The sequence below is a fragment of the Porphyrobacter sp. CACIAM 03H1 genome, assembly GCF_002215495.1.
GTDB lineage: Bacteria > Pseudomonadota > Alphaproteobacteria > Sphingomonadales > Sphingomonadaceae > Erythrobacter.
In genome coordinates this window covers 236,837-256,732 of sequence record NZ_CP021378.1, presented here as the reverse complement: position 1 = coordinate 256,732, position 19,896 = coordinate 236,837, and the positions used below count along the sequence as shown (strand labels likewise).

General features: G+C 68.2%; 20 protein-coding genes. 10 read left to right on the top strand and 10 right to left on the bottom strand.

All coding sequences use genetic code 11. The annotated features are described in order from the left end of the window. Window positions 1-4: 4 nt before the first annotated feature. The gene (locus tag CBR61_RS01240; RefSeq protein WP_088912730.1) at window positions 5-2,278 is read right to left on the bottom strand and encodes an NADP-dependent malic enzyme; all 2,274 of its coding nucleotides are present in this window, start codon (window positions 2,276-2,278) and stop codon (window positions 5-7) included. A gap of 152 nt (window positions 2,279-2,430) precedes the next feature. On the opposite strand from CBR61_RS01240, the gene mutS reads away from it, so the two are divergent. Both mutS and CBR61_RS01230 read left to right on the top strand, forming a co-directional pair. After that, window positions 2,431-5,094, top strand: a complete 2,664-nt coding sequence (gene mutS, locus CBR61_RS01235; RefSeq protein ID WP_233996801.1) for a DNA mismatch repair protein MutS — start codon at window positions 2,431-2,433, stop codon at window positions 5,092-5,094. Window positions 5,095-5,120: 26 nt separating this feature from the next. Then, a complete protein-coding gene (locus tag CBR61_RS01230; RefSeq protein ID WP_088912729.1) occupies window positions 5,121-5,507 on the top strand; it encodes a hypothetical protein in 387 nt (128 codons plus the stop codon). A gap of 22 nt (window positions 5,508-5,529) precedes the next feature. On the opposite strand, the gene CBR61_RS17035 is transcribed toward CBR61_RS01230, so the two are convergent. From CBR61_RS17035 to gluQRS, 5 genes are all read right to left on the bottom strand, one after another. Then, window positions 5,530-6,015 carry a hypothetical protein gene (locus tag CBR61_RS17035; protein ID WP_199797449.1) on the bottom strand — a complete coding sequence of 162 codons (486 nt, stop codon included), beginning with the start codon at window positions 6,013-6,015 and terminating at the stop codon, window positions 5,530-5,532. 86 nt (window positions 6,016-6,101) lie between these two features. Beyond that, window positions 6,102-6,971 carry a 3-hydroxyacyl-CoA dehydrogenase NAD-binding domain-containing protein gene (locus CBR61_RS01220; protein WP_088912728.1) on the bottom strand — a complete coding sequence of 290 codons (870 nt, stop codon included), beginning with the start codon at window positions 6,969-6,971 and terminating at the stop codon, window positions 6,102-6,104. 76 nt (window positions 6,972-7,047) lie between these two features. Then, window positions 7,048-7,623 (bottom strand): cob(I)yrinic acid a,c-diamide adenosyltransferase, encoded by a 576-nt coding sequence (locus CBR61_RS01215; protein WP_088912727.1) that lies wholly within the window; start codon window positions 7,621-7,623, stop codon window positions 7,048-7,050. Window positions 7,624-7,636: 13 nt separating this feature from the next. Beyond that, window positions 7,637-7,867, bottom strand: a complete 231-nt coding sequence (locus CBR61_RS01210; protein ID WP_088912726.1) for a hypothetical protein — start codon at window positions 7,865-7,867, stop codon at window positions 7,637-7,639. A gap of 25 nt (window positions 7,868-7,892) precedes the next feature. Then, window positions 7,893-8,723: a tRNA glutamyl-Q(34) synthetase GluQRS gene (gene gluQRS, locus CBR61_RS01205; RefSeq protein ID WP_088912725.1), complete on the bottom strand. Its 831-nt coding sequence runs from the start codon at window positions 8,721-8,723 to the stop codon at window positions 7,893-7,895. A 142-nt stretch (window positions 8,724-8,865) separates the two neighbouring features. Between gluQRS and CBR61_RS01200 the strand changes: the two genes are divergently transcribed. From CBR61_RS01200 to CBR61_RS01170, 7 genes are all read left to right on the top strand, one after another. After that, complete coding sequence (locus CBR61_RS01200) at window positions 8,866-9,474, top strand: HNH endonuclease (RefSeq protein ID WP_088915385.1); 609 nt, start codon at window positions 8,866-8,868, stop codon at window positions 9,472-9,474. 351 nt (window positions 9,475-9,825) lie between these two features. Beyond that, on the top strand, window positions 9,826-11,196 hold the full coding sequence (locus CBR61_RS01195; RefSeq protein ID WP_088912724.1) for a glycoside hydrolase family 16 protein: 1,371 nt from the start codon (window positions 9,826-9,828) through the stop codon (window positions 11,194-11,196). 170 nt (window positions 11,197-11,366) lie between these two features. Then, window positions 11,367-12,302: a ribose-phosphate pyrophosphokinase gene (locus CBR61_RS01190; RefSeq protein ID WP_088912723.1), complete on the top strand. Its 936-nt coding sequence runs from the start codon at window positions 11,367-11,369 to the stop codon at window positions 12,300-12,302. Further along, window positions 12,302-12,658: a ribose-phosphate pyrophosphokinase gene (locus CBR61_RS01185; protein WP_088912722.1), complete on the top strand. Its 357-nt coding sequence runs from the start codon at window positions 12,302-12,304 to the stop codon at window positions 12,656-12,658. Before CBR61_RS01190 ends, CBR61_RS01185 begins: the two co-directional genes overlap by 1 nt. Further along, complete coding sequence (locus CBR61_RS01180) at window positions 12,645-13,250, top strand: hypothetical protein (RefSeq protein ID WP_088912721.1); 606 nt, start codon at window positions 12,645-12,647, stop codon at window positions 13,248-13,250. Before CBR61_RS01185 ends, CBR61_RS01180 begins: the two co-directional genes overlap by 14 nt. Continuing rightward, window positions 13,247-14,017 carry a histidinol-phosphatase gene (gene hisN, locus CBR61_RS01175; protein ID WP_088912720.1) on the top strand — a complete coding sequence of 257 codons (771 nt, stop codon included), beginning with the start codon at window positions 13,247-13,249 and terminating at the stop codon, window positions 14,015-14,017. Before CBR61_RS01180 ends, hisN begins: the two co-directional genes overlap by 4 nt. A gap of 95 nt (window positions 14,018-14,112) precedes the next feature. Beyond that, window positions 14,113-15,312: a glycosyltransferase family 87 protein gene (locus tag CBR61_RS01170; RefSeq protein ID WP_088912719.1), complete on the top strand. Its 1,200-nt coding sequence runs from the start codon at window positions 14,113-14,115 to the stop codon at window positions 15,310-15,312. Between the two features lie 4 nt (window positions 15,313-15,316). On the opposite strand, the gene CBR61_RS01165 is transcribed toward CBR61_RS01170, so the two are convergent. From CBR61_RS01165 to CBR61_RS01150, 4 genes are read right to left on the bottom strand one after another with little or no spacing between them, the layout of a single operon-like run. Continuing rightward, on the bottom strand, window positions 15,317-15,700 hold the full coding sequence (locus tag CBR61_RS01165; RefSeq protein WP_088912718.1) for a copper resistance protein CopC: 384 nt from the start codon (window positions 15,698-15,700) through the stop codon (window positions 15,317-15,319). Window positions 15,701-15,724: 24 nt separating this feature from the next. Continuing rightward, entirely contained in the window at window positions 15,725-16,699 is a 975-nt protein-coding gene (locus CBR61_RS01160; RefSeq protein ID WP_088912717.1) for a copper resistance protein B, read from the bottom strand. Next, window positions 16,696-18,402 (bottom strand): copper resistance system multicopper oxidase, encoded by a 1,707-nt coding sequence (locus tag CBR61_RS01155; RefSeq protein WP_088912716.1) that lies wholly within the window; start codon window positions 18,400-18,402, stop codon window positions 16,696-16,698. The genes CBR61_RS01160 and CBR61_RS01155 overlap by 4 nt, the downstream gene beginning before the upstream one ends. A gap of 6 nt (window positions 18,403-18,408) precedes the next feature. After that, window positions 18,409-18,831: a MerR family transcriptional regulator gene (locus CBR61_RS01150; protein WP_088912715.1), complete on the bottom strand. Its 423-nt coding sequence runs from the start codon at window positions 18,829-18,831 to the stop codon at window positions 18,409-18,411. A gap of 76 nt (window positions 18,832-18,907) precedes the next feature. On the opposite strand from CBR61_RS01150, the gene CBR61_RS01145 reads away from it, so the two are divergent. Continuing rightward, a complete protein-coding gene (locus CBR61_RS01145; RefSeq protein ID WP_088912714.1) occupies window positions 18,908-19,657 on the top strand; it encodes a glutaredoxin family protein in 750 nt (249 codons plus the stop codon). The last annotated feature ends 239 nt before the right edge of the window (window positions 19,658-19,896 follow it).

The following is a 19,896-nucleotide window of genomic DNA, read 5'->3' as shown; positions in this document are numbered from 1 at the left end:
GTTCTCAGCCCACCACGCCCGCGCCGGCCAGCACCGCGAGCGTCAGCACGTCGGGCGCGCTTGCCGTCATCGGCACGATCTGCACCGGCTTTTCCATCCCGATCAGCATCGGGCCGATGGTGGAGTTGCTCCCCAGCTCGCGCAGCAGCTTGGCCGACAGGTTCGCCGATTGCAGCCCCGGCATGACCAGCACGTTGGCCGGGCCCGACAGGCGGCTGAAGGGATAGAGCGCCATCACCTTGGGGTTGAGCGCCGCGTCGGGGGCCATCTCGCCTTCGTATTCGAAGCCCGGATCCTCCTTGTCGAGGATCGCCACCGCCTCGCGGATGCTGGCGAGCCACTGGCCTGAAGGGTTGCCGAAGGTCGAGTAGCTGAGGAACGCCACCCGCGGCTCGTGCCCCATTCGGCGGGCGACCGCGGCGGTCTCGCGCGCGATGTGCGCCAGTTCCTGCGCGTTGGGCCGCTCGTTGATCGTGGTGTCGGCGAGGAAGGTCGTGTGGTTCTTGCCGATCATCATGTGGATGCCGAAAGGCAGCGCGCCTTCCTTTGGATCGAGCACCAGGTTCACCTCGCGCACGGTCTGGGCGAAGGTGCGGGTCATGCCGGTGATGATCCCGTCGCCGTGGCCCAGCGCGACAAGCAGCGAGGCGAAGACGTTGCGGTCCTGGTTGACCATGCGCCGCACGTCGCGCTCGGTGTAGCCGCGCCGCTGGAGGCGCTTGTAGAGATAGTCGACCATCGCCGGCACGTGCTCGCTGTCGGCGGAGTTCTGGATCTCGAAACTGCCCGGATCGCTCACCGAAAGCTGGTGGAGCTTGTCGACCACCGCCTTGGTGCGGCCGACGAGGATCGGGATGCCGTAGCCGAAATCGCGGAACTGGATCGCGGCGCGCAGCACGACCTCCTCCTCGGCCTCGGCGAAGACCATCCGCTTGGGATTGGCCTTGGCGATCTCGTAGACGCCCGAGAGCACCGAGGTGGTGGGGTTGAGCCGCGAGCGCAGGGCGACGCGGTAGGCCTCGAAATCCTCGATCCGCGCGCGCGCCACGCCCGAATCCATCGCCGCCTTGGCGACGGCGGAGGAGACGACCTCGATCAGGCGCGGATCGAAGGGGGCGGGGATGATGTAGTCGGTGCCGAACTTGTGGTTCTTGCCATAGGCGAGCGCCACTTCCTCGGGCACCTGCTGGCGGGCGAGCTCGGCGATGGCCTGGGCGGCGGCGACCTTCATCTCCTCGTTGATGGTGGTCGCCTGCACGTCGAGCGCGCCGCGGAAGATGAAGGGGAAGCCGAGGACGTTGTTGACCTGGTTGGGGAAGTCCGAACGGCCCGTGGCGATGATCGCGTCGGGGCGCACGGCCTTGGCCTCGTCGGGCATGATCTCGGGCACGGGGTTGGCCATCGCAAAGATGATCGGCCGGTCGGCCATCTTCTTGACCCACTCGGGCTTGAGCGCCCCCGCCGCCGACAGGCCGAGGAAGATGTCCGCGCCCACCAGTGCCTCCTCGAGGCTGGTCGCGCTGGTGGCGACCGCGTGGGCGCTCTTCCACTGGTCCATGCCCTCGCGTCCCGGGGTGATCGGGCCGGAGCGGTCGCACATGATGACGTTGTCGTGCTTGACCCCCATCGCCTTGACCAGCGCGGTGCAGGCGATGGCCGCCGCGCCCGCGCCGTTCACCACCACCTTCACGTCCTTGATGTCGCGCCCGGTCAGGTGGCAGGCGTTGAGCAGGCCCGCCGCGGTGATGATCGCGGTGCCGTGTTGGTCATCGTGCATCACCGGGATCTTCATCCGCTCGCGCAGAGCGGCCTCGATGATGAAGCACTCGGGGGCCTTGATGTCCTCGAGGTTGATGCCGCCGAAGGTCGGCTCCATCAGGGCGACCGCGTTGATGAAGGCTTCCGGGTCCTCGGTGGCGAGTTCGATGTCGATGGAGTCGACGTCGGCGAAGCGCTTGAACAGCACCGCCTTGCCCTCCATCACCGGCTTGGACGCCAGCGCGCCGAGGTTGCCAAGGCCGAGGATCGCGGTGCCGTTGGAGATCACGGCGACGAGGTTCGCCTTGGCGGTGTAGCGCGCGGCGAGCGAGGGATCGGCGGCGATCGCCTCGACCGGCACGGCCACGCCCGGCGAGTAGGCCAGCGACAGGTCGCGCTGCGAGGTCATCGGCTTGGTGGCGACGATCTCGAGCTTACCCGGGCGGATCGTCTCGTGATAGAACAGCGCCTCGCGCGCGGTGAAGCCGCCCCGGTTCTGTCCCGCGTTTTCCTCGGCCATGGTGCCCGATCCCTTCTGCTTTCCCCAAGGTCAATCGCGCCTCGCTTAGCGCCGGCGAGGCCGATGCGATAGGTCGTTTATCGCACCAGGTTCGGGGAAAGCTGCAAGTGCCGACATTCCCGAATCGGACCGCATGGGGGTAGGCGAGGGGGATGGCCGCGCTCGACGATCCGAAACCCACCCCGATGATGGCGCAATATCTGCGCCTGAGGGAGGAGGCCGGGGACGCGCTGCTGTTCTACCGTATGGGCGATTTCTTCGAGCTGTTCTTCGAGGATGCCAAGCGCGCCGCCGCGATCCTCGACATCGCGCTGACGACGCGGGGCGAGCATGGCGGGCAGGCGATCCCGATGTGCGGGGTGCCGGTGCACTCGGCGGAGAGCTATCTTGCGCGGCTCATCAAGGCGGGCTGCCGCGTCGCCATCGCCGAGCAGGTCGAGACGCCGGAGGAAGCCAAGGCGCGGGCGAAGCGCGAAGGCCTGCCCTCGTCCAAGGTGCTGGTCGGACGCAGCATCGTGCGGCTGGTGACGGCCGGCACGCTGACCGAGGAAGCCCTGCTCGAGCCGCGCCGCGCCAACGTGCTGGTGGCGCTGGCGGAACTGCGCGAGGCGGTGGGGGTGGCGGCGGTCGACGTCTCGACCGGCGCGATGGTGCTGGAGGAATGCGCGCCCGATCACCTCGGTGCAGTGCTGGCGCGGATTTCTCCGAGCGAGGTTGTGGTGCCGGAAGACTGGCCGCACGGCCCGGACGAGGCGATTTTCCGGCCCCGCTCGACTTTCGCCAGCGATGCCGGGGCGGAGCGGTTGAAGGCCGTCCACGGGGTGGCGACGCTCGATGCCTTCGGGGCGTTCAGCCGCGCGATGCTGGCGGCAGCGGGCGGGCTGGTGAGCTATCTCGACCATGTCGGGCGCGGCAATCTGCCGCTGCTGCTCCCGCCCGTGCTGCGCGAGAGCCGGAGCACGATGGCGATGGACGCCGCCACGCGGGGGAGCCTCGAGATCCTCGAATCCGCGCAAGGGGGCCGGGCAGGGAGCCTGATCGGCGCGGTGGACCGCTGCGTGACGGGAGCGGGCTCGCGGCTGCTGGCGGAGGACCTGTCCGCGCCCCTGCTCGATTCCGCCGCCATCGAGGCGCGGCTCGCACTGGTGCAGTTCTGGCGCGACCGGCCCATCGAGCGGGCGCAGCTGCGCGATATCCTGCGCGCCATCCCCGATCTGGGCCGCGCGCTCGGGCGGGTGGTGGCGGGGCGGGGTTCCCCGCGCGATCTCGGCCAGCTGCGCGATGGCCTTTCCGAGGCGGCGCGGCTCCACCACTGGCTGGCGGGTGCGCCCGATGCGCCTGCGCTGCTGGAGAAGGTCACCGCGCGCCTGACCGGCCACGGCGCGCTCACCGATCTTCTGAGCCGCGCGCTCGTCCCCTCGCCGCCGACCGAGCGCGGCAATGGCGGCTTCATCGCCGACGGCTACGACGCCGCTCTCGACGAATTGCGCGCCACCTCGGGCGACGCGCGCCGCGCGATTGCGGCGATGGAGGCGCGCTACCGCGAGGAAACCGGGATCGCCTCGCTCAAGATCCGCCACAACGGGGTGCTGGGCTATTTCATCGAGGTCGGCGCGCGCCATGCCGATGCGCTGATGGCGCCGAACAGCGGCTTCACCCACCGCCAGACCATGGCGGGCGCGGTGCGGTTCAACTCCGTGAAGCTGCACGAGGAAGCCGCCCGTATCGCCGAGGCAGGCGGCCATGCGCTCGCCTGCGAGGAAGCGCATTTCGGTACGCTGGTGGCCGAGGTGGTCGCCGCGCGCGAGAGCATCGCCGCGACCGCCGCCGCCCTCGCCCGATTGGATGTCGGCGCGGGCAATGCCGAGCGGGCGGCGGAGGGCGACTGGTGCCGCCCGGAGATCGCCGAGGATGCGGGCCTCGCCATCACCGGCGGGCGGCATCCGGTTGTCGAGGCGGCGCTGGCGAAGTCCGGCGAGCGGTTCGTGGCCAATGACTGCCACCTTTCCGGCGACAACCGGCTGTGGCTGATCGGCGGCCCCAACATGGGCGGCAAGTCGACCTTCCTGCGCCAGAACGCGCTCATCGTGCTGCTGGCGCAAGCGGGGGTCTTTGTGCCTGCATCGGCAGCCCGTGTCGGCCTCGTCGACAGGTTGTTCAGCCGGGTGGGCGCGGCCGACAACCTGGCGCGGGGGCGCTCGACCTTCATGGTCGAGATGGTCGAGACCGCCGCCATTCTGGCGCAGGCGACGGATCGCAGCTTCGTGATCCTCGACGAGGTCGGGCGCGGGACATCGACCTATGACGGCCTCGCGCTCGCTTGGGCGGTGGCCGAGGCAGTGCATTCGCAGATCGCCTGCCGCTGCCTGTTTGCCACGCATTATCACGAACTTGCGCGCCTCGCCGAGACCTGCGAGGCGCTCTCGCTCCACCACGTCCGCGCGCGCGAGTGGCAGGGCGATCTGGTGCTCCTCCACGAAGTCGCCGACGGGCCGGCCGACCGCTCCTACGGCCTTGCCGTCGCGCGGCTCGCCGGAGTGCCCGCCCCGGTGGTGGCGCGGGCCAAGGCGGTGCTCGAGAAGCTCGAGGCGACCCGCGAGGCGACCGGCGGCATCGCCGCGGGGCTGGGCGACCTGCCGCTCTTCGCCGCGATGCGCGCCCCCGAACCGGCGCAGGCGACGCCCGAACAGCAGCTCGCCGAGGCGCTGCGGGCAGCCGATCTCGACGCGCTCAGCCCGCGCGAGGCGCTCGACCTGCTCTACGAATGGAAGCGCGCCCTGCCCACGGCCGCGGGGCGCGCCTCAACCAAGGCTTAACCGCGTTCCTGCTAGGGCACGCGGCCATGTACAAGGCCGTGTTCCAGAACAGCAAGGTCGCGCTCCTTTTTGCGGGGATGACCATCCTGAGCGCCGTCTCGATGGTCGGCACCTCGGAAGACAGCGGCGTCGTGGGCCGCGTCACCGGCTTCGTCGAGGCCAATAGCGATCGCCTCGCCAGCTCGGGAAGCGAGGCGCAAAACGGCGGCGGGGAGGGCGAGAGCGCCGCTGCCGAGCCTTCGGTCTTCGGCGACTATACGCCCGCAAGCCAGCCGGCCGCAGCTGCCCCTGCCGCCGCCTCCGCACCCGGCGGCAACCCGATGACCGCGCCGCTTTCCTCGACTGCGCGGATCGACAACAGCCAGCCGAGCTTTACCGGCAGCGGCGAGGAAATCGCGTCCGAGGCGGAGTGACGCGCTCGCTTCCGGCAGGCGTTCAATCCTCCTCGTCGTCGGGCAGGTCCTCGCGCAGCACGTCATCATCGTCGCGCTGTTCGGCTTCCTCGAGCAGCCTCACCTCCTCCATCAGGCCCTCGCCGTCGAGCAGATCCGTTTCCTCGGCGCTGTCCTCGCCGTCGGCTATCAGCCACTCGTCGTCCTCGTCGTCGGTGGTCTCGCCGCCGTAGGTGCCTTCCTCGTCGTCGTGGTTGGGCTCGCCGGCATAGGCCGACATGTCGATCCGGCCTTCGCCTTCCATGCGGCGCATTTCGTCCACGAGATCGCCCTTGCTGGACGGGGCCGGGTCATAATCCGGGGAGTCGGGCTTGGTGCTTTCCAGCGGGCTCGACGTGCGGCTGTCCTCGCGCCGCGCGGCATCGGCCACGTCCTGCGCCTGTGCGCCCTTCGGGTCCTGCTCGTCGTTGTGAGTTTCCGGCGGAAGGCCCTCGGGATGACCGGGGATCGCGGCGTCGGGCTTGGGCATGGGAGTTCTCCTTCCCGCTGCCTAACCCGCGAACGGCACCGATTGTTGCCCGCCCTTGCGCCCGGACGCACCGGGCTTGCGCCGGATCAGCGCGTCGGGACCGGTGCCTCGCCCGAATAGTCGTAGAAGCCGCGCCCCGTCTTGCGGCCCAGCCATCCGGCCTCGACATACTTCACCAGCAGAGGGGCCGGGCGATACTTGCTGTCGCGAGTGGTCTTGTAGAGCACCTTGATGATGTCGAGACAGGTGTCGAGCCCGACGAAGTCCGCCAGTTGCAGCGGGCCCATCGGGTGATTGAGGCCGAGGCGGCAGCCCTTGTCGATATCCTCGATACCCGCGGTCGATTGGCCGAGGACGAAGACCGCCTCGTTGATCATGGGGAGCAGGATGCGGTTCACGACGAAGCCGGGTTCGTCCTGCGAGAGCACCACTTCCTTGCCGAGCCCGCGCGCAAAGGCGGTGACGGCGTCGGCGGTGGCTTTCGAGGTGGCAAGGCCCGGGATGACCTCGATCAGGCCCATCACCGGCACCGGATTGAAGAAGTGGAGGCCGATGAAGCGCGCCGGGTCCGGCGAGTGGTTGGCCATGCGGGTGATCGGGATCGACGAGGTGTTCGACGCCATGATCGCGTCGGCGGCCAGCACCTTGCCCGCTTTCTCGAAGATCGCGTTCTTGATCTCCTCGCGCTCGGTCGCGGCCTCGATGATGAGGTCGGCCTCGGCAAAGGGGGCATAGTCGCCGACGGGGGTGATGCGGGCGAGCAGCTTTTCCGCTTCGTCTGCCTCGATCTTGCCGCGGCCCATGAGCTTCACGAGCGCCTTCTCGACCGCCTGCTTGCCCGCCTCGGCGCGGGGCAGATCGACGTCGGTGAGCATGACGTTCATGCCCTGGGCGGCGACGGTCTGGGCGATGCCGGTTCCCATCTGACCGGCGCCGATGACGGCGATGTTGCGCATGAGGCCTGTCCTTCGCAAGTGCAGCAAAGCAGCCGCCCTAGCGGGGAAGATGTCGGCTGGCTAGCAGCCTATTTGGCTAGCGATTGGCCCCGGGAACCCACTTCACGTCCGCCCGGCCATCGTCATTCGCCACGCGGGCGAGGACGAAGAGCAGGTCGGAGAGGCGGTTGATATAGGCGAGCGCGGCCGGGTTGACTGCATCTTCGGCCGCCAGCGCGACCATCGCGCGCTCTGCGGCGCGGGTGGTGGCGCGGGCGACATGGACGCGCGCTGCCGCCTCGCTCCCGCCGGGCAGGACAAAGCTGGTGAGGGGTTCGAGCCGCTCGTTGAGCTCGTCGATCCGGCCCTCGATCCATTCGGGCTGGGAGGGCACGATCCGCAAAACCATCTCAGAAGGGGTGAAATCGCCGTCGGTCGAAGGCGTCGCGAGGTCCGCGCCGAGATCGAACAGGTCGTTCTGGACGCGGGTCAGCAGCGCCCGCTCCGCCTCGCCTTCGAGCGCGCAGATCGCGAGGCCGATGGCGGAGTTCGCCTCGTCGACCTTGCCCATCGCGGCGATCCGCGCGGAATGCTTGGGGCAGCGCGAGCCGTCGACGAGGCCCGTCGTCCCGTCATCCCCGGTGCGGGTGTAGATGCGGTTGAGTTTGACCATCGCTGGCGAAGGGTCAGCGCGAGACCGCGAGAATGATCGCCACCACCACGATGGCGAGACCCTGATACTTGATCCGCGCGAACATCGCCTTGTTCTGGGCGAGCTGCATGTCGGTGGCGGTGGTGCCCTCGCCGGTTTCCAGGTCGATCTTGGTGGTCTGGAGGAAGGCCACCACCCCGCGGATCAGCGAGAAGGCGGTCAGCCCCATGAGGACGACGAGCACGGCGACGAGAAAATAGGTCATGGGCCCCTAAATGGACGCTCCGGCCTCAGGTTCCAAGCCGGAAATGTTGCAACCTCAGTTGTGCCGCAAGCATTCGCCCGTCCTCGCCGCCCTCGCGCCGCTCGGCCAGGGCGGGGGAGCCGCGGCGCTTGGCGAGCTTCTCGCCGTCCTCGCCGAGCAGCAGCGGGTGGTGGTGCCATCGCGGAACGGGAAGGCCGAGCAGCGCCTGGAGCGTGCGGTGGACGTGGCTGGCGGCGAAGAGGTCCGCGCCCCGCGTGACCAGCGTGACGCCGTCCGCCGCATCGTCGAGGGTGACGGCGAGGTGATAGCTCGCGGGCAGGTCCTTGCGCACCAGCACGACATCGCCGAGCCCGGAGAGGTCCGCCGCCTGCGCCCCCGCCAGCGCATCCTCCCAGACCAGCGGGCCGGTTTCGGCGAGGGCCTTGTCCGCATCGAGCCGCCACGCGGTAGGCCGGGCGGGATCAGGCGGGCGGCGCTTGCAGGTGCCGGGGTAGATCGGGCCATCGCTGCCCTCGACCGCTCCCGCATCCTCGATCTCCTTGCGGGTGCAGGTGCAGGGATAGAGCAGGCCCCGCGCCTTCAGCGTCTCGTCGGCGGCGGCGTAGCTGGCGAGGCGGGTGGACTGGGCGGGGACCTCCTCCCACTCCAGCCCGAGCCACTCCAGATCGCGCCTGAATTCATCCGCCAGTTCGGGGCGCGAGCGGGGCCCGTCGATGTCCTCGATCCTGAGCAGGAAGCGCCCGCCCGCCGCCTTCGCCAGATCATGCGCGACGATCGCCGAGAGGGCATGGCCGAGGTGCAGCCGCCCGTTGGGGCTGGGTGCGAAACGGGTCACGGTCGGGGTGCGGCGATCCATCGCAGCCCCATGCCACACGACATATCCTTGCGCTATCCACAGCCTATCCACTGCCTGTCCCTGTGGATAGCCGCCCTGTCACGGGTTTGACTCTTTGCCCTGTCAGGTCAGGATGGAGGGCAATCAGGGAGGAACGCGCGCCGTGTTCAATGCCGAACTGATCGAGAAAGCTGCCCGGTTCCGCGGGGTCGAGGAGGATCCGACCCGCAACCTTTCGGCCTGTCCGGCGCTGGTCCTGAACTCCGACTACACTCCGCTGTCCTACTACCCGCTCAGCCTCTGGCCGTGGCAGACCGCGATCAAGGCGGTGTTCCTCGACCGGGTGGACATCGTCGCAAGCTACGACCGCGAGGTGCACTCCCCCAGCTTCGAGATGAAGATCCCGAGCGTGATCGCGCTGCGGCAATATGTGCGGGCGAGCGAGTTTCCCGCCTTCACCCGCTTCAACGTGTTCCTGCGCGATCGCTTCCAGTGCCAGTATTGCGGCAGCCACGAGCACTTGACCTTCGACCACGTCACCCCGCGCCGGCTGGGCGGGCGCACCACTTGGGAGAACATCATCACCGCCTGCGCGCCGTGCAACATGAAGAAGGGCGGGCGGACGCCGAAGCAGGCGGGGATGGCGCTCCACCAGGCTCCGATCCGTCCGACCAGCTGGCAGTTGCAGCAGGCGGGCAAGATGTTCCCGCCGGGCTATCTCCACGAAACTTGGCGCGACTGGCTCTACTGGGACGTCGAACTGGAAGCCTGACGCGCTAGCCGTGCCTCGGCCATATCGACCGGGTCGGGGCCCGGTCTCGCTTCCCTTTGTCCAGGTCCAGGCCAAAAGCGCATCCCGGGTTTGGCTCCGCGGAACCGGTTTATTCCGGCATCCCTGAAGCCGAACCCGCTCAACAACGATTCGCTGCGTTCATTATCAAAAGATATGAACACCGAGCTTCTAAGTAGAAGCTGAGACGAGCCGTTTATCAAATGATCATTTCAGACTGAATTTCTCGTTCCTAACTTAGGATAGGACTCAGCTCATCCTGTTTTTAACATGGATTGCATTGACGGTTAAGGAAAGGGCGTCATCACCAAGGGGCAACAGGAGTATGCCCCCATGAAGCGTTTGTTCTCTCTGGCAATCATGGTTTCGATCCTCGGTGGGTGTGGGGGGGACGAGACCGCGCCGCCTGCCGCCATGTCCGCGCCGGAGCCGGTGGCGGCACTGGCTCCCTCCGGCGACAAGTTGGCCTCGCTGAGCGGCACTCTCCCCGAGGGCGCGACCACCACGACCAATCCCTTCGCCGCCTTCGATTTCAAGAACGGCACGGCCTACCCCGCCAAGGCTGCGGTGAGCATCGGGACGGTCAGCGTGCCCGTGGGCGCGACCGAGGCTTTCGTTCCCGTCCGCATCAATCGCCATACCCCCAACACCGTGATCGTGCGGGTGATGACCCGCAACGGATCGGGAACGCTTGCGGGTCTTGAGGGGCGGCACTTCCAGCGCACCGCCACAACCCTGTTCTTCCGCCCCGGCGACGCGCTGGAGCAGACCTTGCGCATCCCGCTCGTGAACATGGATGCCGGACGGAACTTCGACATCATTCTGCCCGAAGGCGTGGTCGGTGGGGGGGTGATCAACTCCTCTGCGAAGGTGACGGCCGTCGTCGGGGCGAAGCCGGGGGTGGCGAAGACCGCGGGGTTCCGCGCGGCGCGCACCTTCGCACCCACCGGCGCGCTTTCCTACCAGCTCGATCCGGCCAAGGTGACCTGGAGCGACGCGGGCGGGGCGGACGTGTGGCGCACCCGCCTGCCCCACGGCCGGACCCAGCCCGCCAACAACGAAAGCGGGCTCTATCTCGATCCGGTGCTGCACCCCACCGCGCTGGCGCCCTTCGCCATCGAGAACAACGAGGTGGTGATCCGCAGCCAGCACCTCGTCAGCCCGATCTTTCACGACAGCAAGTACTGGAACCACGGTGCGGCGATCCTCACCGGCCAGCGCATGCCGACGACGCAGGTCCAGTACGGCCAGTACGAATGGACCGCGATGATGCCCAACCGCCGCGGCGGCTGGCCCGCGCTCTGGCTGCTCCCCGCGAGCGGCGCCTGGCCGCCGGAGATCGATGTCTATGAGGGCTTCGGCTATTCGAGCGGCTGGAACTTCGCCCGCAACATCTCCGGCAACATCCACGGCGGGGCGAACGGCACGCGGAGCTTCACCGCGCTGATGCAGGTCAATGCCGCAAATGCCTACGGGATCAGCGGCTTCGACACGAGCTACCACCGCTTCGCCGTCGACATCGCCCCCGATTTCATCACCTGGTTCGTCGATGGGAAGGAGACCTACCAGACGGTCAATCCGTTCAAGGGCGTCACCTGGTTCCCGCTGATGAACGTCGCGGTCAAGCACGGCACAGCCGAATACACCGGCGGCACGGCCGAGATGCGGGTGCGATCCTTCGCGGTCTGGAAGGTGCCGGGCTGAGGCACAGGCGCCCGGCAGCCTCCGGAAAGGGGGCGGGCGCGGCGGCGGGTTCTCCTTTGCCGCCGCCGCGCCCCGATTGCCCAGCGGACGAGAACCGGCGTTCATTGCGTTGCAATTCCATGACGCGGCGCTAGGCGAGGTGCATCACGCGCCAACGGGGATTCGCAGCGATGAAGATCATGTCCGGCAATTCGAACCTGCCGCTTGCCCGCGCCATCGCGGCCTATCTCGAGATCCCCCTGACAGACGCCAGCGTGCGGCGCTTCTCGGACGAGGAAGTGTTCGTCGAGATCCACGAGAACGTGCGCGGGGAGGACGTGTTCGTCGTCCAGCCGACCAACTTCCCGGCGAACGACAACCTCATGGAACTGCTGATCTGCATCGACGCGCTGCGCCGCGCCTCGGCCAAGCGGATCACCGCGGTGGTGCCCTATTTCGGCTACGCCCGTCAGGACCGCAAGCCCGGCCCGCGCACCCCGATCTCGGCCAAGCTGGTGGCGAACCTGATCACCGAAGCGGGGGCCGACCGCGTGCTGGCGGTGGACCTCCACGCCGGGCAGATCCAGGGCTTCTTCGACATCCCCACCGACAATCTCTATGCCGCGCCGGTCATGGCCGCCGATATCCAGGCCCGCTATGGTGACCAGCAGCTGATGGTGGTCTCGCCCGACGTCGGCGGCGTGGTGCGCGCCCGTGCGCTGGCCAAGCGGCTCGACAACGCCCCGCTCGCCATCGTCGACAAGCGCCGCGACCGACCGGGCGAGAGCGAGGTGATGAACATCATTGGCGATGTGGAAGGCCGGCACTGCATCCTGATCGACGACATCGTCGATTCGGGCGGCACCCTCGTCAACGCTGCCGAGGCGCTGCTCGAAGGCGGGGCCAAGTCCGTCGCGGCCTACATCACCCACGGCGTGCTGTCGGGCGGCGCAGTGGCGCGGATCAACGGGTCGAGCCTCAAGGAGCTGGTGATCACCGATTCGATTCGGCCCACAGAGGCCGCCGAAGCTTCCGACCGCATCCGCATCCTCCCCATCGCCCCCTTGGTGGGCGAGGCGATCCGGCGGATCGCGGACGAGAGCTCGGTCAGCTCCCTCTTCGACTGATGTTCGATCCGCTCGAGGTGCGCGGGCTGCTGATCGAAGCGGCCCGCGCACGCGAGACCTTTACCTATGGCGCGCTGCTGAACCTGCTCGGCCACACCTTCACGCGGCCCTTGATGCGCCAGATGTGCAAGGTGCTCGACCGGATCGACGAGGACGGGCGCGCGTGCGGAGAGCCGGGCCTCGCCGTGCTGGTGGTGCGCCAATCGGACGGGCTTCCCGGGCAGGGCTGGTTCGTCACCCGCACGGGCATCCACGACGACCTGCCGCTGGAGTGGGAGGGCCCCGAGGCGCGGCGTTACACCGAGGCTCGACAGGCCGAAGCCTTCGATTATTGGGTTGCCCGTGGAGACGCATGACGACCGCAACCGCACCACGCGCCGCCTGCATCTCGCAAGCGGCGCGCTGATCGGTGCCTTCCTCGCGCTGCACCTCGGCAACCACCTCGCGATGCTCTCGGGCCAACAGGCGCATATTGCGGCGATGACGGCGCTGCGCCCGTTCTACCGCCATCCCGTCGCCGAGACGCTGCTGATGCTGGCGCTCGCGTTCCAGCTGGCGAGCGGCCTCGCGATGATCTGGCGCACCCGCGGCGAGCGGCGGCGCGGGCTGGCGCGGTGGCAGGCGATATCGGGCGCGGTGCTGGCGCTGTTCGTGCTCAACCATGTCGGCGCGGTGTGGGCGGGGCGGCTGCTGCTGGGGCTCGACACCAACTACCACTTCGCTGCCGCGGGCATGCATGCCGGTTATGCGGCGTTCTTCGTGCCCTACTACTTCCTCGGCGTCGCCGCGCTGTTCGTTCATGCCGCCTGCGCGCTCGCTTGGCGGGTGCGGGGCCGGGCGGTGCCGGTCTGCGTCGCGGCGATCGGTATCGCTCTTGCAGCCGCTTTCGTCGGCGTTATGGCAACGGACCCGGCGATCCCGCCGCGTTATTTGGAAAGCTTCCCATGACCGATAAGGATCTCGCCCTCGCGCTGCGCCTTGCCGACGCGGCGGGCGCGGCCATCCGCCCCCTGTTCCGCGGCCAGTGGACCGAGGAACGCAAGGCCGACCGCAGCTTCGTCACCGAAGCCGACCGCGCCGCCGAAGCCGCGATGCGCGCGCTGATCGAGGAGGCGTTCCCCGCCGACGGCATCATCGGCGAGGAATACGGCACCCGCAACGAGGGCGCGGGGCGGCAATGGGTGCTCGATCCGATCGACGGTACCACCAGCTTCATCGCCGGCCGCCCGATCTTCGGCACGCTGATCGCGCTCTTGCAGGATGGCTGGCCGGTGCTCGGCATCATCGACCAGCCTGTGAGCGGCGAGCGCTGGGTGGGCCGCATCGGCCAGCCGACCCTGTTCAACGACAAGCCCGCGCAGACCAAGCCGCTGAAGGACCTTGCCGACGCGGTGCTCGCCACCACCAGTCCGCACCTCTTCACCAACGAGGAGGCCGACGCCTTCATGTCGGTCGCCAAGACGGTCGCGGAAAAGAAGATCGTGTTCGGCGGGGACTGCTACAATTACGGCCTCGTTGCCTCGGGCCATGTCGACATCGTGATCGAGGCGGGATTGAAGCTTCACGATTATGCCGCGCTTGTCCCGGTGGTCGAAGGCGCTGGCGGGATGATGAGCGACTGGCAGGGCAACCCGCTCGATGCCGGGTCCGACGGCACCGTGATCGCGCTCGGCGATCCGGCGCGGCTCGAGGACGTGCTCGAGGCGATGGGCTGAGGTCGGGCGGCTGGCCCAGCGAAAACAGGGTTAGCACTTCCTAAAGAGGCGCGCGGCTAAGCCGGTCCCCGACAGTTTCAGGGGACCGAGACGCGATGCACGCCTTCCTGCGCGACGCACACTGGCTGAACGCCCGGCGCGCGCGCGCCTATGCGATGATGCTCGCGCTCGCCTTCCTGGCGATGCTGACGGTCAACTACCTTGCGATCTACAAGGACGGGACGGATTTCCAGGCCTTCTGGTCCGCCGCGCGCATCCTTGCCGATCAGGGACCTGCGGCGGCCTTCGATCTTGATCTCCAGCGCGCGGTCCAGAAGCAGGCGGGCTTCGATGCGATGATCGCCTATGTGAACCCGCCGCCTTTCCTGTTCTTCGTGTTCTGGCTGGCGTTGCTGCCCTTCGGCGCGGCGTGGATCGCGTGGACTGCGGTGACTTTCGCCATCTGGTTCGGCGCCATGCACCGCGAATACCGGGGCGATCTCACCTGGCCGCTGCTGGCCTTTCCCGCCGCCTTCCTCGCCGCGGCCCATGCGCAGAACGGCTTCGTCACCGGCGCGCTGCTGGCCGGTGCGGTGCTGGCGCTGCGCCGCTCGCCGTGGCTGGCGGGGGTGTTGCTCGGGATGCTGGTGATCAAGCCGCACCTCGCGTTGCTCGCGCCCTTCTGGCTGCTGGCGCGGGGCGACTGGAAGGCGATTGCGGGCGGAGTGCTGGGGGCGGGCGGCATGATCCTCGCCAGCCTCGCCGTGTTCGGCCCGGCGGCGTGGCTCGCTTATCCCGAGGTGTTCGAGGTCAGCCGGCAATTGATGGCGCAGGGACAGAGCGTGTTCTGGCTGCGCATGACCACGCCCTATGCCGCCCTGCGCTACTACGCCACGCCCGAGGCGGCGATGGTGGTGCAGGCCGCCATCACGCTGGCGATGCTCGCGCTGACCATGATCTTCGCCCGCCGTACCCGCGACAGCCTTGCGAGCGGGGCGCTGATGCTCGCGGCCACTGCGGTCGCCTCGCCCTACCTGTTCTCCTATGACCTGCCGTTCCTCGCCGTGCCGGTGTTCTGGCTGATCGCCGATGGACGCGCGCGCGGCTGGCGGCCCTGGGAGAAGCTGCTGGTGGCCGGACTCTACCTCGCCCCGCTTGCCACCCGCGCGGCGGCGCTGCCGCTGGAGATCAACCTGATGCCGATCCCCGCGCTGGCGATGGTCGCGCTGATCTGGAACCGCGGGTCGATCGAGGGCGCGCGGGTGCCGGGAGAATGGCGTCCCGCGTCCGAAGGCAGGCTAGCCCAGCCGGCGTGAGCGGTCAGCTCACCACGAACTCCACCTTCCCGCTCATCGCGTGACCATCGCCCGCGGCGGCCTGCCAGCGCACCTCGTAGGTGCCCTTCGGCAGGGCCTGCTTCAGCGAGAGGGTCATCGTCTTGCCGTCGGGCGACCAGCTGGCGGTGAAGTTGCGGATCGGCATTTCGCCATGGTTGGCCATGCCTGGCATCGCGGTCATGACGATCGCGGCGGCGGCCTTGGCCGAATCGACCTTCTCGCTGAAGGTGAGGGTGACCGTCTTCGGGGCCTTGGCCTTGGCCCCCGCCGCCGGGGTCGATGCCGTCAGCTTGACGTGCGCCATCACCGGCGCGGACGGGGCGAGCGCGGCGAGGGCGAGAGCGGCGAGAAGGGCAGGGATACGCATGGGGGGTAACGTCCTTCGTGTTGATCAGAACCAGAAACGGATGCCGGCGACGAGGCTGGTGGCGGAAGGGTTCTCGCCGCGCAAGCGGGCATAGTCGGCGCCCTGTCCGGTGCGCCAGGATTGCTCGATGCCGATATAAGGCGCGAACTCGCGCCGGAACTCGTAGCGCAGCCTTGCGCCCACCTCGATCTGGTCGAGGCCCGCGCCGATGCCGAGCTGGGGAATGTTCTGCGCCGAAAGGTTCGCCTCGATCCTCGGCTGGAGGATCAGGCGCTGGGTGATGCGCTGGTCGACCTCGGCCTCGATTCGCGCCGTCAAATCGCCCCGGTGGGAGAGGAAAAGCGCGGCGTCGATCTCGAACATGTAGGGCGCAAGGCCTTGCACCCCGATGACGGCATGGGTGGTGTCGGGCCCGGCGATGTCGTGGCGGATACCGGCCTGAAGATCCCAGAAGGGCTTGAAGGCGCGGGCATAGAGCGTCTGCACCTCCGCGTCCTCCGGGTTCGCGCCCCACTCGCCTTCGCCCTCGGACTTGAACCACAGCCGCTCGGTCGGGCCGCCGTAATAGCCCTGTATGTCCCAGAGGTAGAGGTCCGCGCCTTCGCGCACCTGCGCTTCGATCCGGTCGCCCTGGAACCAGAACACCGGGAAATCGCCGTGGGTGCGGCGCAGGTCCGCGCGCGAGGCGGTCATTGCCTCGGGTCCCCAGATCGCATCGGCAGCGCGCGGCGGCCCGTTGCCGGCCTCGAGCGGAGGCGGTGTCTCCATCGCCGGGCCGGGGGAGGGGTCTGCTTCGGCATCGCCCATGTCGTGACCGGCGTGCGGGTCGGCCTGAGGAGCGCTCATGTCATGGCCCGCGTGCGGGTCAGTCGCCGGTTGCGGCATGTCGTGCCCGGCGTGTTGGTCCTGCTGCGGTGCAGGCGCGGGTTCATGGTGCTGATGTTGCGCGGCGAGCGGCGCAGCGCCCGTCAGCGCGAGCAGGGCAAGCGCGACCTTCATGCCTCCGGCCCCATCACCGTCACGGTCTGCATCATCCCGCCATGCATGTGGTAGAGCAGGTGGCAGTGGAACGCCCAGTCGCCCGGCTCGTCGGCGGTGAGATCGAACTGCGCGCTCGCGCCCGGCTGGACGATGACGATGTTCTTGCGCGGCTGGTGCGCAGGTGTCTCGCCGTTGACCAGCGTGAAGAACATGCCGTGCAGGTGGATCGGGTGCGCCATCATGGTGTTGTTGACGAGCTTGACCCGCACCCGCTCGTTCCAGGCGAAGCGGATCGGCTTGTCGGACACGGCCGAATACATCTCGCCGTCGAACGACCACATGTAGCGTTCCATGTTGCCGGTGAGGTGCAGCTCCAGCAGGCGCGACGGTTCGCGGGTGTCGGCATTGGGCTCGAGCGCCGACAGCATCCGGTAATTGAGCACCCGGTGCTCCACATCGCGCAGGCCAAGGCCCGGATCGCCGAGCTTGTCGACCGGGGCCATGGAGACCATGTCGATCCCCGGCCCTACCTTCACATCGGGCGGCAGCAGCAGCGTGTCGCGCATCTTCATGCCGTCCATCGAGTGACCCGAACCATGATCCCCGTGGTTCATCCCCATGTCGCCCATGTCGAGCAGCGGGGGCTTCCTCGGCGGGGGAATCGCCGCCCGCGCGCCGGGGCGGCTCGCCAGAGTGGCGAGCGCGAGCCCCGAGCGGTCCATGCTCTCGGCGACGATGGTGTAGGCCTCGGCACGCGGCTCCACGATCACGTCGTAGGTCTCGGCCGTGCCGATCTGGAACTCGTCGACCTCGACCGGCTTCACGTTCTGACCGTCGGCCGCGATCACCGTCATGGGAAGGCCTGGAATGCGCAGGTTGAAGAAGGTCTGTGCCGCGCCGTTGATGACCCGCAGGCGGATGCGCTCGCCGGGGGTGAACAGGAACTCCAGCCCCTCCTTCGGCCCACGCCCGTTGGCGAGATAGGTGTAGGTGGAGCCGGTGACGTCCGCGATGTCGGTCGCGGGCATGCGCATTTCGGCCCACATCCGGCGGTCGGCGGCGGAGAGGGGGTAATCGTCCGCCCAGCTGGTCTGCTGGTAGTTGAAATAGCCCTCGCCCTTGCGCAGCCGGTCCATGATGAAGTGCGGGTGGAGCGGGGTGAACTCGCTCAGCAGCAGGATGAACTCGCGGTCGTATTCCACCGGCTCCGCGCCCGCCGGGTCGATGATCAGCGGCCCGTAATGGCCCTGCTGTTCCTGAAGCCCGGAATGGCTGTGATACCAGTAGGTGCCCGTCTGACGGATCGGGAATTCATAGGTGAAGGTCTGCCCCGGCTTGATGCCCGGAAAGCTGATCCCCGGCACGCCGTCCATGTGGAACGGCAGCAGCAGGCCGTGCCAGTGGATCGAGGTGTCCTCATCGAGGTGGTTGGTGACGTTGAGGCGGACGTTCTGGCCTTCCCGCAGGCGGATCAGCGGCCCCGGTACCGAGCCGTTGACGGCGATGCCGTGGCCCTTGCGGCCCTGCACGATGCGCCGTCCCTCGCCGACCGACAGGTCGATGATCGGCCCCGACACCGTGTCGAAGCCGACCCGGATCGGCGTGCCGCCGTGGCGGCGATGCACCGAGTGGCCCTGTGCCCATGCGGGCATGGCCGCGAAGGCAGAGGCGGCGCCGGCGGCACGGACGAAGCCGCGGCGGGAGATCGGGGAAAAGGTCATGGGGTCCTATACGCGGCGGGTTCGCGCCTGGTTGCTGCCCGAGCCGGTACCGGCCGGCATGCTGAACGCAGTGAGAATCGGGCATGGTCCGTCTTCGCCCCGCGCGCAGTCGGCAGCTAGGCTCTTGAGCGCGGCGCGCATGGTTTTCAGGGTCGCGATCCTCTCGTCGATTGCGGCGATCCGCGCTTCGGCGAGCGCGCGCGCGGCGGCGCGGTCGTCCGGATCGAGCCCCAGCAGCGTTGCGATCTCCTCGAGCGTGAAACCCGCCGTCTGCGCCGCGCGGATCGAGCGAAGCCGTTCGAGATCGCTTTCGGTATAGCGCCGCACGCCATTCCCGCGCGGCGGCTCGGCGAGCAGGCCGCGGCGTTGATAGAACCGGATGGTCTCGACCGAGACACCGCCTTCACGTGCCAGATCGCCGATTTTCACATTTGCCTCTTGAAACCGTACTACAGTACGGGACTTATATACGGGTCATCCGATAGGTATCAAGGGAAGAATCGAGATGAAATCCGCACCCCGGTCCGCCGTCCTCCACCGCATGGTGATGCCCGGGCACACCTGCCCCTATGGCCTCAAGGCCCGCCACCTGCTGCGCTCGCGCGGCTACGAGGTGGAGGATCACCACCTCGCCACCCGCGAGGAGACCGACCGGTTCAAGGCCGAGCATGGCGTGGCGACCACCCCGCAGACCTTCATCGATGGGGTGCGCATCGGCGGCTACGACGATCTGCGGCGGTTCTTCGGCCTCAGGGTCGCCGACCCCTCGGCCACCACCTACCGCCCGGTGATCGCCCTGTTCGCGATGACCGCGCTGATGGCGATGGCGGCGGGCTATGCAGCGGACGGCACCGTGCTCTCCATCCGCGCAGGCGAATGGTTCGTCGCCTTCTCGATGTGCGCGCTGGCGTTGCTCAAGCTCCAGAATGTCGAAAAGTTCGCGACGATGTTCCTGAACTACGACCTGCTGGCTGCGCGCTGGGTGCCTTATGCGCGGATCTATCCCTTTGCCGAGGGGCTGGCGGGCGTGCTGATGGTGGCGGGCGCGCTCCACTGGGTGTCGGTCCCGGTCGCGCTGTTCATCGGCACGATCGGCGCGGCGAGCGTGTTCAAGGCGGTCTATCTCGACAGGCGCGAGCTCAAATGTGCCTGCGTCGGCGGAGACAGCAACGTGCCGCTCGGCTTCGTCTCGCTTACCGAGAACCTGATGATGATCGCGATGGCGATCTGGATGCTGCTTGCCTACGGGATGTAGTGCGCTGATGCCGCCGTTCGCCGCTGCCCTGGCAAGCGGCCAGCCCTGCCTCTCCGACGCGTTCGCAACCGGCGTGGCAGATCGGATCGGACTGCGCTGCGGCGGGACAGGAAAACCTTCCGGGGCCCGGCTGTCCCTCGGCGGCACAGCGCCGCGAAAGCTTGGCCGCGGCAATTGCTAACAAGGTCTTAAAGGCGGCAAGGTCGCGCCGTTCTGTCCTCCGCATGGGCTCGCGCCTG